Annotated in this window: 12 protein-coding genes; 10 read left to right on the forward strand and 2 right to left on the reverse strand. The window is 42.0% G+C overall.

Annotation, left to right across the window (positions count from 1 at the left end):
• Positions 1-51: 51 nt before the first annotated feature.
• The 8 genes from ACF3OH_RS04785 to ACF3OH_RS04820 all read left to right on the forward strand — a co-directional run bounded on the left by ACF3OH_RS04785 (position 52) and on the right by ACF3OH_RS04820 (position 12,235).
• A complete protein-coding gene (locus ACF3OH_RS04785) occupies positions 52-699 on the forward strand; it encodes a TVP38/TMEM64 family protein (protein WP_392456032.1) in 648 nt (215 codons plus the stop codon).
• The gene (gene lepB / locus ACF3OH_RS04790; RefSeq protein ID WP_204588863.1) at positions 680-1,183 is read left to right on the forward strand and encodes a signal peptidase I; all 504 of its coding nucleotides are present in this window, start codon (positions 680-682) and stop codon (positions 1,181-1,183) included. The genes ACF3OH_RS04785 and lepB overlap by 20 nt, the downstream gene beginning before the upstream one ends.
• A 55-nt stretch (positions 1,184-1,238) precedes the next feature.
• The gene (gene addB / locus ACF3OH_RS04795; protein ID WP_392456034.1) at positions 1,239-4,700 is read left to right on the forward strand and encodes a helicase-exonuclease AddAB subunit AddB; all 3,462 of its coding nucleotides are present in this window, start codon (positions 1,239-1,241) and stop codon (positions 4,698-4,700) included.
• The gene (addA, locus tag ACF3OH_RS04800; RefSeq protein ID WP_392456035.1) at positions 4,697-8,290 is read left to right on the forward strand and encodes a helicase-exonuclease AddAB subunit AddA; all 3,594 of its coding nucleotides are present in this window, start codon (positions 4,697-4,699) and stop codon (positions 8,288-8,290) included. Before addB ends, addA begins: the two co-directional genes overlap by 4 nt.
• Before the next feature lie 5 nt (positions 8,291-8,295).
• The gene (locus ACF3OH_RS04805; RefSeq protein WP_204588866.1) at positions 8,296-9,462 is read left to right on the forward strand and encodes a DUF418 domain-containing protein; all 1,167 of its coding nucleotides are present in this window, start codon (positions 8,296-8,298) and stop codon (positions 9,460-9,462) included.
• 56 nt (positions 9,463-9,518) lie between these two features.
• Positions 9,519-10,415, forward strand: coding sequence for a fumarylacetoacetate hydrolase family protein (locus tag ACF3OH_RS04810; protein ID WP_392456037.1), 897 nt, complete (start codon positions 9,519-9,521; stop codon positions 10,413-10,415).
• A 14-nt stretch (positions 10,416-10,429) separates the two neighbouring features.
• Positions 10,430-10,804 (forward strand): YisL family protein, encoded by a 375-nt coding sequence (locus ACF3OH_RS04815; protein WP_392456039.1) that lies wholly within the window; start codon positions 10,430-10,432, stop codon positions 10,802-10,804.
• A gap of 123 nt (positions 10,805-10,927) precedes the next feature.
• Positions 10,928-12,235 (forward strand): alpha-amylase family glycosyl hydrolase, encoded by a 1,308-nt coding sequence (locus tag ACF3OH_RS04820; RefSeq protein ID WP_392456041.1) that lies wholly within the window; start codon positions 10,928-10,930, stop codon positions 12,233-12,235.
• A gap of 34 nt (positions 12,236-12,269) precedes the next feature.
• On the opposite strand, the gene ACF3OH_RS04825 is transcribed toward ACF3OH_RS04820, so the two are convergent.
• Positions 12,270-13,121, reverse strand: coding sequence for a DegV family protein (locus tag ACF3OH_RS04825; protein ID WP_392456043.1), 852 nt, complete (start codon positions 13,119-13,121; stop codon positions 12,270-12,272).
• Between the two features lie 10 nt (positions 13,122-13,131).
• Positions 13,132-13,950, reverse strand: coding sequence for a Cof-type HAD-IIB family hydrolase (locus ACF3OH_RS04830; protein ID WP_204588871.1), 819 nt, complete (start codon positions 13,948-13,950; stop codon positions 13,132-13,134).
• A 111-nt stretch (positions 13,951-14,061) separates the two neighbouring features.
• Here ACF3OH_RS04830 and ACF3OH_RS04835 point away from each other — a divergent pair, with 111 nt between their 5' ends.
• A complete protein-coding gene (locus tag ACF3OH_RS04835) occupies positions 14,062-14,370 on the forward strand; it encodes a metal-sulfur cluster assembly factor (RefSeq protein ID WP_204588872.1) in 309 nt (102 codons plus the stop codon).
• A gap of 120 nt (positions 14,371-14,490) precedes the next feature.
• Positions 14,491-16,620 carry an ATP-dependent Clp protease ATP-binding subunit gene (locus ACF3OH_RS04840; protein WP_392456044.1) on the forward strand — a complete coding sequence of 710 codons (2,130 nt, stop codon included), beginning with the start codon at positions 14,491-14,493 and terminating at the stop codon, positions 16,618-16,620.
• Positions 16,621-16,955: the final 335 nt, after the last annotated feature.

Genomic DNA, 16,955 nt, shown 5'->3' on the forward strand with positions numbered 1-16,955 from the left:
TTTAGCAGCATCTGAAACGGCAATACTAGTCAAAAGAAGGTGATGCGGTTTATGAACGAATGGGCGAATTTAGAGACATTAGAAGAAATCATGAATACATATAAAACATTTGGACCGCTAATAGGGATTTTGTTACCGATGTTAGAAGCATTTTTGCCTTTCTTGCCATTGGTCGTATTCATAGTAGCAAATGTCACGGCATATGGTTTATTACTTGGTTTTATTTTATCTTGGGTGGGATCTGTTCTTGGTGCCTATATTGTATTTTTGTTTGTGCGTAGGTTCGGTAGAGCTCGTATTTTAAAATTTATTACGCGCCACAAACGGATTTCTCGTTTAATTCACTGGGTGGAGCGAAACGGATTTGGTCCATTGTTTTTGCTTCTTTGTTTTCCTTTTACTCCTTCTGCTATCGTCAATGTCGTGGCAGGTCTATCTAATATTAGAAAATCCACATACTTGACGGCTGTTATTTTAGGGAAATTCATTATGATTTTCATTGTAAGTTTTATTGGCTCAGATATTCGTGCATTAGTTACTGAGCCCGTACGAACTGCAATTGTTGCTGTAGTCATCGTACTTCTATGGGGCGTGGGCAAGTATTTTGAAAAGCGTCTTGATAAAAAAGTGGAAGAGGACTTTCGTGAGATTGCCAAACAGAGAGCAGGTGAACGGGTTCATGAGAACGTGGAAAGATGAGCTCAAAGAGTGGGGTCTTGCACTTATCATAGGTGTGGCGCTCATTGTATTTATACGTTCGTTTGTCGTCACGACGTACCATATCGAAGGGGATTCCATGCTTCCGACACTTCACTCTAAAGATCAAGTGGTGGTCAGTCTTGTAACTCCCATCAATCGAGGAGATCTGGTAATTTTGAAAAATAGGGACGACCAAGAAATCGTTAAGCGAGTTGTGGGTATACCTACTGATACGATTGAATTTAAAAACAACCAACTTCTGATAAATGGAGAGAGACTAGTGGAGTCTTATATTTATGAGCAAGACTATGAAGTTGATGATTTTCAAGTGGAGCTCGACGACCAATCTTATTTTGTACTTGGAGATAACCGGAAGAGGAGCCTTGACAGTCGTGTATTAGGAGTATTTACAAAAGATGATATTGTAGGCGAAGTAAAACTTGTTTACTATCCAGTTTCACATTTATCATGGCTACATTATTAGAACCTTTGTTTCTTTGCTACAATAGAAACAAAGGTTCTTTTTAGGAGGTGCTTGTATGGGACTACGCTTTATTACAGGACGAACAGGTAGTGGCAAGACAACGACAATTATGAATGAGCTTGTTGCTAAGACAAAAACACAATCACTAGGAGACCCACTCTTTTACCTCGTGCCGGATCAGATGTCATTTACTGCAGAATGGCATTTAGCACGACATCAAGGGCAACGAGGATTGATTAGAAGCCAAGTTACAACCTTTAAACGACTGGCATGGCGTGTTTTGCAAGAAACAGGTGGAATCACCCGTGAGGAAGTAAATGGTGTTGGCTACCGCATGCTCATTAGGAGTTTGCTGCGAACACACAAAGACAAGTTCTTGCTTTTTTCACGCGCTGCAAGTAAGCGCGGGTTTACTGATCAAATGGAGACAATGCTAAAAGAAATCAGTAGATATACCATTACGCCTGAAACGTTAAATGCGAGTCTGAAAAGGTTGCAGGAACAAGGTGCGCCCGTTCCACTGCAACAAAAAGCACAAGACTTGATGACAATTACACAAGAGCTTGAAGCGCGTCTGGGAACTGAATACATCGATGGCGAAGGACACCTGCGCCGATTGATTGAACAAATTCCGAAATCATCTTTGATTGCAGAAAGTGAATTTTATATTGATTCATTTACTGCGTTTACACCAATTGAGCTTTCCATAGTAGAGAAGCTCATGTGCCATGCTAAAGAAGTACATATTGCTCTACCTCTGCATGCACGTCACGAAGCGCTAGACGAAGATAGTCTTTTTCATGCACCGGCGACTACCCTTGCGAAGATAGAGAAACTGGCTTTTGAACAAGATGTACCAGTGCATCCAGATCTTCATCTTATTAATCAGCACAGGCTACAAACGAATGGCCTTCGTCATGCAGAAGCGCAGTTTGATCAATTGCGACCTGCTACTAGTTCAGATACAGAAGGAATCACAGTAATTGAAGCTACCAACCCTCGAGTAGAGGTACACGCGGTAGCAGCAAAAATTCGTCATTTAGTATTTGAAAAAGGCTATCGCTACAAAGATATTGCCATCGTTCATAGAGATGCACAAACATACGAGCAACTGCTGAAGACCAGTTTGTCTCAAGTAGATATTCCACACTTTAGCAATGAAAAAAGACCGATGCTAGACCATCCGTTGATTGAACTTAGTAAAGCGTTATTTGCAATCCTTCAGACCAATTTCTCGTATGAAGCGATGTTCCGCGCCATCAAAACGGGTCTTATAGTACCTAATGATGACACCTGGAGAACGCGTGTTTATCGTTTGGAAAACTTTGTTTTAGAAAGAGGCATCAGAGGAGACAGATGGTGGACGGATAGCTGGTGGCATGTCAAACGTATACGAGGAATGGAGTATTTTAAGTCGCCACAAACTGATGAAGAACGCGCAAGTGAACAAGAATTGAAAGCAACTCGAGACCGGATTCTTGCTGTCGTTCGTCCATTTGCAGAGACTTTAAATTCTTGTACATCTGCACTTGAGTTTGCGAATGCCTTAGTCACCGCCATTCAAACTGCTGCGGTCCCTCAAAAGCTGTCAGTTCTGCAACAACAAGCGGAACAACAATCTTTGCAAGATGAAGCTGTAGAACACCGACAAGTATGGAAAGAATGGACGCATGTTCTCGAACAATTTGAATTGATGTTCCGCAATCAATCCATTACACCAGAAGATGCATCTGCGATTTTAGAGGAAGGCTTTGATCAATTATGCTTTTCTAAAATCCCACCGAGTATCGATCAAGTCATTATTGGTCAAGCAGACACTGCGAGATTTTTAGGAATCAAAGCACTGTTTGTATTAGGGATGAATGATGGAACGTTTCCTAAGAGGATCGATAACGAAGGCTTACTGACTGATGAGGACCGAAGCTTTTTAGCATCAACAGGACTCGAACTTGCACCTACCACTAAAGAACAGTTATTAGAAGAAAATTATGTTCTTTATAAAGTACTTACAACAGCTAGCCATCACGTTTCAATCAGCTATGTGCTAGCGGATTCAGAAGGAAAAGCGTTGTTACCTTCTATCTATGTGAAGCGCTTAGCAAGCTTGTTCTCTGAATCACTAACACAAACAATAGCTTTAAAAGATTTTGATGGTGACACGCCTCATCTCATCAACCATCCACGTAGTGCATTAATAGGGTTCGGTTTAAAAAAATATGAACAGCACCAAGGTTTTCCACTTCCAATTTACTGGCAGGGTGTTGAACGTTTTTTGCTTGATGACCCTTATTGGCAATCGGTTGTCGAGCATATTGAAAAACCGCTCGAGCGAAAGCCAGGAACAGAAAAAATTTCACGACAAGCAGCTACTAATTTGTATACTTCAACAATTAAGGGCAGTGTATCACGTGTTGAAACGTATTACAGTTGCCCATTCAAGCAATTTGCAGCGTATGGCCTAGAACTGAAGGAGCGAGATGTTTTTAAATTAGAAGCCCCTGCCATGGGAGACCTTTTCCATGCAGCGTTAAAATGGATATCCGATTATACAACCGAGCACTCGATTGCTTGGAGTGATTTAACACAAAAACAGTCTACAGAACTTGCTAGTAAAGCTATTGCTCATATCGTCCCTTTATTTTTCAATCAATTGCTACTCAGTACGAACCGGTATCAATACATCACGCGTAAGTTGACTCGAATCGTATCTTCTACATTAAATGCAATGCGTCAGCATGCTACGCGTTCGAAGTTTCATCCGGTTGCTATCGAGGTCGGTTTTGGACTTGGAGAACAGTTACCGCCATTGAAATTGCAACTCGCCAACAACTCAACAATGGAATTGCGAGGGCGAATTGATCGGATTGATGCAGCGACGATTCATGACCAAAACTACATTCGCGTCATTGATTACAAATCATCCAAAAAAGGACTTGATTTAAATGAAGTGTATCACGGTCTTTCTTTGCAGATGCTTACGTATTTAGATGTCGCCACTCATTTTTCGTCCGAATGGTTAGACAGCCCTGCACAACCCGGGGGCGTCTTATATTTGCACTTGCATGAACCTACACACCAAACAAAAGAAGAGCTCCCTGAACAAAAAATTGAGGATTTGAAATTAAAATCCTACAAAATGGATGGCCTGTTGACGACAGAATGGGACGTACTCGAAGCGATGGATGATGAACTGAAAGGGCATTCCGATATTGTTCCAGTTCATGTGAAACGAGACGGCTCGTATGGCGTTACATCAAAAGTTGTGCCGCCTGAGGAGTTGAAAAAGACAGGCGAATTTATCCGAAAACGTCATCGGCAAGCAGGAGGAGGAATGCTTGCTGGGGATGCACGCGTACTGCCATATAAATTAAGAGACAAAATGCCATGTCAGTTTTGTGCATATCGCAGCGTCTGCCAAATCGATCCTCAAAATCCACAGCAACCTATTCGTAAATTGGTCGTTGAAAAACCAGAGATACTACTCGATAAAATCAAGACAGAGGTGGAACCGACATGATACCTGAAAAACCACAGACGGAAACGTGGACAGATGCCCAGTGGCAAGCCATTTGGCAACACGGTTCCGATACACTCGTCTCTGCTGCTGCAGGATCCGGGAAAACAGCAGTACTTATTCGCCGTTTAATTGAAAAAATCATTCGAAAAAATGACCCAGTGAATGTCGATGAGCTGCTTGTTGTGACATTCACAAATGCAGCAGCTGCAGAAATGCGTCACCGATTAGGAGATGCCCTTGAAAAAGCATTATTAGAAGACCCGGATTCTAAACATTTGCGCAAACAACTGCATTTACTGAATAAAGCATCCATTTCGACACTGCATTCGTTTTGTTTACAAGTGATTCGTCAGCATGGGTACCTCCTCGATATCGATCCAGGATTTCGCTTAGCAAATGAAAATGAAGCAGCACTCCTTCAAGAAGATGCATTAGAAGAAATCATTGAAGAAGCATATGAAATGGACCAAGAGCGAATGTACCGCCTTGCGGATTCATTTTCATCAGACCGCTCAGATCTCGCGCTAGAGCATTTAATTCGACAACTCTATAAATACGCACGTGTTCACCCAAATCCAGATGACTGGTTAAGTCGAGTAACTGCTCAATATGCATTAACAGAAACAACGGCAGTAGATGACCTTCCGTATACGGAACAAGTAAAGAAATCGATTTTGTATCGGGTGCAAACTGCGCTTTCTCAAGTTCAATTAATGGAATCTCTCGCGCGTTCAGGTAGTGGTCTTGATGCACTCGAGCAGACTGCAGCACTCGACCGTCAGCTTCTCTCTGCAGCCGAAGAGTGTGTGACGAGTGGCACTTGGCAAGACTTATATGATTTCTTTTCACACTTCAAATGGCCAACAGCTAAAGCTGTTAGAGGGGACCATGATGAAGACGTCAAACAACAAGCACAAGCCATTCGTAATCAGTACAAGACGCAACTAGTGGACATTAAAGAAGATTATTTTATGCGGCGACCGGAAAGATTACTTGACGAGATTCGCTTCATGCATCCAATTATTGAAACATTGGTCTCACGTGTCAACGAGTTTTCCGCTCGGTACGAAGAGAAAAAAGCAGAGCGTAGCCTATTAGATTTCTCTGACCTCGAGCATAAAGCCTTTGCAATTCTGTCGGACGAGAGGGCACCTTCTGACATTGCACTGAGCTATCGCCGAAAGTTCAAAGAAGTACTTGTAGACGAGTATCAAGATATAAACCTCTTGCAAGAAAGTATCATTCAGCGCGTAAAAAGTGGGGATGATGCAACAGGAAACTTATTTATGGTGGGAGATGTGAAGCAATCTATTTATCGCTTCCGTCTAGCGGAACCTATGCTGTTCCTCGGAAAGTACCAAGACTATAAAACGACAACTCAAAGTGGAGAGGCAATCGATTTAAATGCTAACTTCCGCAGCCGCAAACAAGTACTGAGCGGAATCAACTATATCTTTGAACAAATCATGGGAGAAGATGTTGGAGAAATTGCTTATGATGAAGATGCTGCCCTAAAGCCTGGAGCTCCTTACCCTGACTCTGATGTAGCGATTGACGTCCACATTTTGCAAAAAGATGTAGAAGGTGAGGACCTGTCAAAAGCGCGAGCTGAGGCCGAATGGGTGGCCACGAAAATTCAGACACTTCTCGCATCAGGAGCTGAAGTGACCGACCCTTGGACAGATAAAACAAGACTTGCCGAATACCGGGATTTTGTTGTATTGATGCGCTCGATGACGTGGACCGGTGACTTTAGTGACGTATTTAAGAAACACCACATTCCTCTTTACGTAGAGATGAAAACAGGGTTTTATGATGCCCTTGAGGTCATCTGGATGATGGAACTGTTAAAAGTGATTGATAATCCTATGCAAGATATCCCCCTTGTTGCCGTACTCCGTTCTCCTATGATTGGGTTGAACGATGAGGAACTAGCAACACTTCGGACTTTTGATAAAAAATGTTCCTATTATGACTTGATTATGAATCGTCACGCTCTTCAAGGACTGCCACAAGCAACGCGAGAAAAAGTACAGCATTTCGTAGTGCTGCTGAATGCATGGCAAAAGAAAAGCCAATCGGGTCCATTGAGTGATTTGATCTGGTCGATTTATCAAGATGTTTATTTGCTTGAACAAGTGGCAACAATGCCAAACGGAAGTCAGCGTGTATCTAACCTCCATCTGTTCCTTGACCAAGCAGAGCAATTTGAAAAGACATCATACCGCGGTGTTTTTCGATTCCTTCGCTTTATCGAACGAATTCGAAGTCGTGGAGATGATGTGGGAGAGGCAAAGGCGATTAGTGATCGGGAGAATGTAGTTCGAATTATGACAATCCATGCCTCTAAAGGGTTAGAATTCCCATACGTGTTCTTACCTGGAATGGCACGTGGTTTCAACCGAATGGATTTCAATGAAAACTACTTATTCGATCAACACTATGGAATTGCTGTGAAAGCCATCGATCCTGATTTACGAATTGCCTACCATTCCTTGCCGTATAACGCATTAAAAGAAACGAAAGAATTACAGGCAAATGCGGAAGAAATGCGGATTTTGTATGTAGCAATGACACGTGCACGCGAGAAGCTTTTCATGGTATTGACTGTTCCAGATGTTGATGCAGCGGTTGAGAAGTGGGGCACTGCAAGTTACGTCCCTGCCACTGCACCTGTCCCTCCATTCATGCGGAGTAATGCCAAGAGTTATTGGGACTGGTTAGGACCAGCTTGGATGCGACTTCCCGAGTTTCAACAGCTCCTCGGTCTCTTACCGAGTGCAATCAAGCCGTTGCCTGGAGTATTTCACTTCGAGCTCGAAATAATGGAAGAAAAAGAAGTTGCGGAATTTGAACAAGTGAAGCAATTTGATCAAATGAGTGTGCAAAATGCGTCTCTACCAAACTTCTATCTGGAACCTTATCCGTTTGAAGTAGCTACAAAAAAAGCGGCAAAACAGACAGTTAGTGAGTTAAAACGAGTGCAGCTCTATGAAGCAAGTAATGAAGACTTTTTTGCAAGTCCACCAAGTGCATTCCAAGAAGAAGAGTGGGAAGTTCCATCGTTTATGGAACGAGGATCTAGTATTTCTGCTACCTCTCGTGGAACGATTTATCATAGTGTTTTTCAACATATTCCGATTTCTCAGAGCGTAAACATTCCAAACTTCTTGAATGAACTTGTACAACGAGAAATCTTGACGGAAGAAGAAAAACAACTTGTACGAGTGAAAGATATTGATGCATTCTTGCAGAGTGAGTTGATGCAAGATTTGCTGGCTGCCAAACAGTACTACCGAGAGCAACCGTTTACTTATGCCTACCAAGATGACGCGGGAAATCATCAAATCATCCAAGGGGTCATTGACCTGTTCTTCCAAGATAAAAATGACAACTGGCACTTGATTGATTTTAAAACGGATGCGCTAGTTGAACTGAGAAATCAACCAGACAAAATCGCACAAGAACTTCGGAATCGTTACTCTGTGCAGATGACGATTTACGGCAATGCTTTAGAAGATATATTAGCAATCAAGCTAGCTTCTAAACGTATATACAGCGTCACATATAGAGAGATAGTCGACATTTAGGAGGAATGAGAATCGTGCAATTTCAACCGGTTACATCTAAAGAAAGATTTCGAGAAATCGATCAGTTACGAGGGTTTTCTTTATTGGGAATCCTCATCGTGAACATGTTATTCTTCCATTCACCCTATATCTATTTCGATCCATTTAACTGGTACACTGTGCCCCAAGATAAAGTGATGTATCAGTGGATTGATATATGGGTACAAGGCAGTTTTTATCCACTCTTTGCGATGTTGTTTGGGTTCGGTCTGGCTCTACAATTTGAGCGAATGCAAGACAAGTTTGTTTCATTCGGTTTAAAACGAATGGGCGTGCTCCTGTTATTTGGAATTCTTCATGTCCTCTTGTTATGGGCTGGGGATATATTAATTACGTATGCAGCAAGTGGTTTTGTTTTGTTATTTATGTTACGGCTGTCTGCAAAATGGTTGTTTGGATTAGCTCTATTGTTTTATATGATTCCGAACATCGCAATCACAGGTCTTTTGTTCTTAGTGACACGTCTTGATGCGAATGCACTAGCAATGTATAACTCGGTGCAAGGGATTGAGGCGTCCATTCTGGCTTATGGTTCAGGAAACTATGCAGAAGCTTTCTCGCAGCGCTTAGCGGACTGGATGTTTATGAATCAAGGTGGATTGTTCTTATTGTGGATGCTCTTTACGATTCTTCCGTTGATGATGCTTGGGGCTGCAGCAGCTAAAGGGAATCTGATAGGCTTTATTCGTGTCAATCCGGTGAGAAGTATCCTAATTGGGGTGAGTATTGCCACAGTAGGTACCGTTACGAAATGGGTGCCGTATTTTACAGAAGGCAATATCTTGACAGCAATGATTCAAGATTCATTTGGAGGACCCATACAAGCGATTGGATACGCATTTCTGTTTTTGGCACTGGCTGCTAAGTTCACATCATTTATAGCTTTCCGACCGTTTGAAACGGCGGGACGCATGTCTCTATCTATCTATATTTTAATGTCAATTCTTGCCACAACATTCTTCTATTCGTATGGGCTTGGTTTCTATGGACAGGTAGACGTAGTAGCAGGTACGTGGATTGCTCTTGGTATCTATGCACTCTGTGTGATTTTTGCAGAACTTTGGTTGTCACGTGCAAAACAAGGGCCGCTGGAGAAAATTTGGCGGACTTTGACGTACCCACGCAACAAATAGATGAAATTTTAGTCGAACTATAATAGACTGTAGTTAAAGGGAAAAGGAGCTGTCTTATGAAACTATTATCCTATCGCTATCAACAGCATGAGAAGTTTGGACCGAAAGTGAAAAAGCAAGAAGCCGTATGGGATGTTCAAAAGATCAATGAGCACTTTGGTAAATTTACAGATTTTCCTGCTACTCTTGCAGAGGGAACGGCAACGGGCATGGACTTCGTCGAGCAAATCAATAAGTTAGTAAAACTAGCTGAGATAAGTGACGAAGCAGGTACATTCAAGCATGAGTTTACGGATATTGAATGGTTGTCGCCGATTCCACGAACACCTAAAAACATTTTTGCTATCGGTAAAAACTATGCAGATCATGCAAAAGAAATGGGTGGAGAGGCGATTGATTTTGTAGTTTTCACAAAATCTCCAACAGCTATTGTCGGAGATGAGGCAACAATTTCTCTACACACTGACGTGACGAGTCAGTTAGATTATGAAGGGGAACTTGCCATTGTCATCGGAAAAGGTGGGAAGTCCATTCCAGAACGTATGGCCTTTGATGCAATCTTTGGTTATACAATCGGCAACGATATTACCGCACGTGACCTTCAAAAGAATCACCAACAATATTTCTTAGGGAAAAGTCTTGCAGGAAGCTGTCCACTGGGTCCTTACGTAGTGACAAAAGATGAACTTCCAAACCCACATGAACTGACAATTGTGACGAAAGTAAACGATGAAATTCGTCAAAATGGAAAAACATCGACTATGGTCTACTCGATTGAACAAATTGTTTCAAAATTGAGCGCGGTTGTGGAGCTCGAACCTGGAGATATTATTTTAACAGGAACTCCTGCAGGTGTTGGAAAAGGATTCGAACCACCAAAGTTTTTAGCGTCTGGTGATATGGTTAAAGTTTCCGTAGAAGGTATCGGTACGCTCGTCACACATATTGAATAATTAGGAGGAACGACATGGACTTTTTAGCATCAACGCATTTACACATCACAACTTGGGTGTTGGCAATTGCTCTTTTCTTCATCGCTTACCTCATGCCAGCAGCTGCAAAGAACACGAAAATCGTACATATGATTTTACGTGTAGATTATATTTTAGTAATTCTTACAGGACTTGCTCTTTTCATTGAGGGTATGGGCTTTGGAATGGGCATGCTGTACGGGTTTAAATTTTTAGCAGGCGTGTTGGTCATCGGTATGATGGAGATGGCGCTTGTGAAAAAGAAAAAGGGCCAGCCATCTACATTATTTGTTGTATTGATGCTTGTGTTCTTATTCGTAGCTCTATACTTAGGATTCAAGCTTCCAATGGGAATCAATTTCTTAGCGTAATCCATTTCACCACTCGACTTCGGTCGGGTGGTTTTTTGTTGGTCACATAATCTTCAGATTGTAGCAGGTGAATTTCTCTTTTGCTCTGGTACAATAAAGAAAGATGAAGGAGGAAGTAGCCGAATGAAACGCATACCATTACTAGTAGTAGCCGTCTTACTGCTAAGCATACCTACACCTGCATTTGCTTCATTGCAACAGGAAAGTATCTATGACTTACTCGTTGACCGCTACTTTAACCAAACGTCTAACAACGACATAGACGTCAATACACAAGACCCGCAAGCGTTTGCGGGGGGAGATTTTCTCGGAATTCGTGATCGTCTCGCACACATTCAAGACATGGGATTTACCTACATATCTATAGGTCCCATCTTTGAAACCGAAAAGTATGATGGCTCTGAGATTAGTAGCTATTCTTCAATCGAGTCTCGATACGGAACAGAAGAAGAATTTGTAGATTTACTAGACGAATTACACGCAAAAGATATGAAGCTTATGATCGACTTACCCATTGGTGATGCAACGCCTGAAAACCTTCAAGAGATGCAAGCGTTTGTTGAAAGGTTCCCTATTGACGGGGTGAAACTGACAAACATCCCTGCAACCATCACACCGGAAGTTGAACAATTTGTCGCTGCAATCAATACAGATGAACGTGATGTCATCAGTTTAGAAGAAACTGATCTCGAACTCGATGCAAACTATTCATCTGATACGACTACTGCATTTCAACAAGCGTTCAAAACAGTCGACCAACCGATGAGTGGCCTGATCAATTTTACTGAATCAGACATACTAACATTGGATACTTTAGTAACGGAACGCTTTACTTACTTCAGTACTGAAGAAAACATGTTCCCCCCTACACGTATTATGGTAGCTATGGGAGCGCTTCTTACATTGCCAGGAGTACCTGTAATGACATATGGAACAGAAATTGCCATGAACGGTGATTCACAAGAATCTAGTCACCAAATCATGAACTTCCGTGTTGATGAAGATATCATGCTATTTATCGAGGACTTACAAACCATTCGCAACCAATCGGAAGCCCTTCAGCGTGGTGATTTCGAATTGTTGCAAGAAGAGGATGGATACTTAGTTTTTAAGCGCTCTACAGAGAATGAGGCTTTTATCGTAGTCATCAATAATACGAGTGGCACGAAAACATTTGCTGCTTCAGAAGAAATTGTGGGAGTCGATAAGGAGTTGCGTGGTCTATTTGGGCGTGACGTGGTGCGTCAAGCAGATAATGGAGAGTATCGCTTGACGATTGACCGTGAATTAGTTGAACTCTACCATGTGAAAGAAAATTCAGGGTTAAATACGGCTTATATTATTGCTATGGCAATTGCTTATGCTTTGTTCTTAGGTTTTATTTACCTTGTTTGGAGAAAAGGGAAGCAAAAACGTGCACAACAGAACTAAAAAACCGGAGAGCCACTTTGGCCCTCCGGTTTTTTTACGTCAATTTATTGTAGAAGAATACAGATAAAGCACCCGGTCCAACATGGGCACCGATAGCGGAGCCAATCATCTGAATCTCAAAATCTTTTACTCCGTATGTTTCTTCAAGCAGTGATTTTAATTCATTGGCAGCAGTTTCATCGTCACCGTGTGAGATATGCACGGTTTGCTTTGCTAACTCACTTCCGTTTTCACCGACTAACTCCACGAGTCGTTTGATTACTTTTTTGCGACCGCGAATCTTCTCAATCGGAATCAACTTTCCATCTTCGACATGTAGGACAGGCTTGATGTTTAATAGCCCCCCTACAAATGCGCTCGTCTTAGAAACGCGTCCTCCACGTGCCATATAATCTAAATCTTCTACTGTAAAGAAGTGCTCGATTGTTGAAATTGTGTCAAAAAGTTGCTGTTCGATTTCTGAAACAGAAAGTCCTCTTTCACGAAGAGTGACAGCTTTTTTAACAAGCATTCCATAGCCAAGTGAAGCACATTTTGAATCGACAACAGCAAATTGGAAGTCAGGATAATTCTCTTGCACTTGATCACGCATCATTACCGCAGTATTATACGTTCCAGATAGTTCAGATGAGAATGCAACATAGACTCCTTGTTCTCCACGCTTTGCTAAAGATTCAAACTCTTGTAAAAACGTTTCAGGGGACACTTGAGAGGTTTTAGGTTGGTGGCCCTCACGAATTTTGTCATACACTTCTTTTGCTTGGATTCCTAGGATATCCTCGTAATCGTTTCCTTCGATATGTACACGGAGTGGGAACAAGTCCACGTCCGCTTGTTGGAAGTAGGCTAAAGGAAGATCAGTAGCACTATCCGCGTAAATTTTCATTGTATTCCTCCTATACATGTAGTTTTAAACTCAAACGCTCTTCTAAATAAATCCCGATACCATCTTCATTGTTTGTGCCGATGATTTCATTTGCAATTGATTTTAACGGATTGATGGCATTGCCCATTGCAACACCAGTTCCAGCGTACTCAATCATTTCCAAATCATTGTCTTCATCTCCAAAAGCAATAATACGGCTCTTTGGAATATTTAAGTGTTCAGCCACAGGTTGAATGCCTACAGCCTTATTCAACCCACTTTTGACGATTTCAATAACATGCCAAGGTGCGCCCCAGCGTCTGTGGTCGATCACTTCTGCATGAACGTCACGAAGGTGTTTTCGAATCGATTCAACATGTTGCTCATCTGCATGAATCAGCATACTTGTTGGATCTTGCGTCAGGTATTTACGTAGGTCACCCGTCGTAAACTTCGGGTCTCCCCATGCAAATGCATTCATGATTTTTTCATCATGTTGATGCAAATACACATCATCTAATACTTCTGCTAGCAAGTTTTTCACTTCGTAATCCTCAACCGCATCAACGACCTCTTTGACAACTTTTAAATTGATTGGTTCGTGTCGTGTTTGCCAGCTAGAAGATAGTGGGTGATGGACATACGCTCCGTTGAAGTTTACAACCGGTGTAGTCAAACCAAGCTCTTTATAATACATACCTGTTGCACGGAATGGGCGCCCCGTCGCAATCATAATTTCGTGCCCAGCTTCTTTTGCTTTTCTAAGTGTTTCTTTTGTGCGTGGTGAAATCACTTTCTCATCTGTTAATAGTGTTCCATCCAGATCTAGTACGATCAAATGTTTTTCCATACTTTCACCTCTCCCTACACACTAGTTTACTCTTCTCACGAAACAGCGTCAAAGGTGGCAATTGTAAAGTTCATTTGATACACTACAAGTAACGGAAAGGTGGGAATTAAAATGGATCAAGATATGAAAGATAGTATGATGAGTGCTCTTGAAGAAGTCATCGATCCGGAGCTTGGAATTGATATCGTCAACCTTGGTTTAGTATACGATGTTGACTTGTCTGAAGAAGGATTGGCTGTAGTAACGATGACGTTGACGTCAATTGGCTGTCCGATGGGGCCGATGATTGTTGATCAGGTTAAAACTGCTCTTGGTCAGTTACCTGAGGTAAAAGAAACAGATGTAAATATTACGTTCAATCCACCCTGGTCACGTGATCACATGTCACGCTACGCTAAAATTGCATTAGGCATTCGCTAAATTACTCAAAACTCGACAGTTGTCGAGTTTTTTTGTTTACAGCATTTTACTTTACAAGGTGTCGAATCAGTTTGTATAATCAAATTAGTCAAAGAAGGTCAAAGTCAGGAGGAACTTACGATGCAAATGAATCAAATGCCGTCAGATGACAAAACACCTTTAGAGCAATTTGGAAGAAACTTGGTCAGCTACGCCAAGGAAGGAAAAATGGATCCAGTGATTGGCCGCGATCAAGAAATTCGGAACGTGATTCGAATTCTTTCTCGGAAAACAAAAAACAATCCAGTTCTCATAGGGGAACCAGGAGTAGGGAAAACAGCGATTGTAGAAGGACTTGCCCAACGAATTGTTAAAAAAGATGTACCTGAAGGATTGAAGGACAAAGAAATCTATGAACTCGACATGTCTGCATTAATTGCTGGTGCAAAGTACCGAGGCGAATTTGAAGAACGCTTAAAGTCTGTCTTAAAACAAGTTAAAGATAGCGAAGGATCTATTTTACTGTTTATCGACGAACTCCACACGATAGTCGGGGCTGGCAAGACAGACGGTGCGATGGATGCAGGGAACATGTTAAAGCCCATGCTTGCTAGAGGGGAGCTTCACTGTATAGGAGCAACAACGCTAGATGAGTACAGACTTTACATTGAAAAAGATCCTGCATTAGAGCGTAGATTCCAGCAAGTTCTAGTGAAAGAGCCAACTGTGGAAGATGCCATCTCTATTCTTCGTGGGTTAAAAGAACGTTTTGAACTGCATCATGGTGTGCGCATTCATGATCGTGCGATTGTAGCAGCTGCAGAGTTATCGAATCGTTATATTACGGATCGCTTCATGCCAGATAAAGCGATTGATTTAATTGACGAAGCCTGTGCAATGATTCGTACAGAAATTGATTCAATGCCACAAGAACTCGATGAAGTGACGCGTAAAATCATGCAACTTCAAATTGAAGAACAAGCATTGATGAAAGAAAAAGATGTCGCTAGCCAAAAGAGACTACAGAATTTACGCCAAGAATTAAATGCACTTGAATCTTCTTCATCGGAAATGAGAAATCAGTGGGAAAGCGAAAAGGCAGAATTAAAAGCAGTTCAAGGCAAAAGAGAGGAATTAGACCGCTTGCGTAGAGAGCTTGAGGAGGCAGAATCGGCATACGATCTAACAAAAGCTGCGGAACTGCGTCATGGGAAAATTCCAGAAGCAGAAAAAGAAGTAGCGGCACTTGAACAAGCTACTCCTGTTGAAGGACGCATACTACGTGAAGAAGTAACCGAAGAAGAAATTGCTTCAATTGTAGCAAGATGGACAGGGATCCCCGTCACAAAACTTGTCGAAGGAGAACGCGAGAAATTATTACGGTTAGAAGAAATCTTAGCTGAACGCGTTGTAGGGCAGGAACAAGCCATTCAGTACGTTTCAGAATCTGTTCTCCGTGCGCGTGCAGGAATTAAAGATGCGCACAAACCAATTGGATCTTTCTTATTCTTAGGGCCAACTGGCGTTGGAAAGACAGAGTTAGCCAAAACGCTCGCTGCACAATTATTTGATTCGGAACAACATTTCATTCGAATTGACATGTCAGAGTATATGGAGAAGCATAGCGTATCAAGATTAGTGGGAGCGCCTCCTGGCTATATCGGATACGAAGAAGGGGGGCAGTTAACAGAAGCTGTTCGAAGAAATCCTTATTCCGTTGTGTTACTTGACGAAATAGAAAAAGCCCATCCGGATGTAGCGAATATTCTACTCCAGATTTTAGACGATGGTCGTATCACCGATAGCCAAGGACGTCTCGTCGATTTTTCGAACACAATTGTTATCTTGACGTCGAACATTGGTTCCTCTTATTTAATTGAAACAAAAACCGATGTGGATCAACATCATCACGATTTGGTCATGCAAGCACTTCGCCAACACTTTAAACCGGAACTGTTAAATCGGATGGATGATATTGTGATGTTCCATGCTCTTGGCAATGAGCACTTTGAGAAAATTGCAGCTAAATATATGAAAGAACTCGCTGTAAAACTCCATCAACAAGAAATTGAGCTGGAAGTCGATGATTCTGTTTATAAGTGGATTGTTGAACAAGGGGTAGATGCTGCGTACGGGGCAAGACCACTGAAACGATTTATACAGCGCAATATAGAGACTCAAGTAGCCAAACAGCTCATCCGTGCAGAAGTAGTACCAGGCCAAACAATCAAACTGTCAATTGAAGATGGTCAGCTTCAACTTTCTGTTTAAAATTGTGAATGAAGAACTGATTTTCAGATTTAGTGTAAGTCTACAATTCAACTAAAGAGTGTAGGGGTGACTCCAGCGGGATTAAAAGCGGAAGCTGAGACCTTGTTTAGATGTGGAGAACGCCGCTCTAGAAATTCCGAGGAAATCAGACGTGCCCATGAAGGCGCAATTCAGCCTTTGTGGGTGCGGCTGATTCCGTAGTGTATTTCTGGCGTTCGCAACTCGATTTTGGCTCAGCCCGCGCCCGCGGAACGCTCCCCCTGCACGCTCATTGAACGATCATTCTAAGCTCTAATATAAGAGATAAAAAAACAGTATCTTCTCCTGATTAAAAC

It is taken from the genome of Chryseomicrobium aureum, assembly GCF_043182735.1.
GTDB lineage: Bacteria > Bacillota > Bacilli > Bacillales_A > Planococcaceae > Chryseomicrobium > Chryseomicrobium aureum.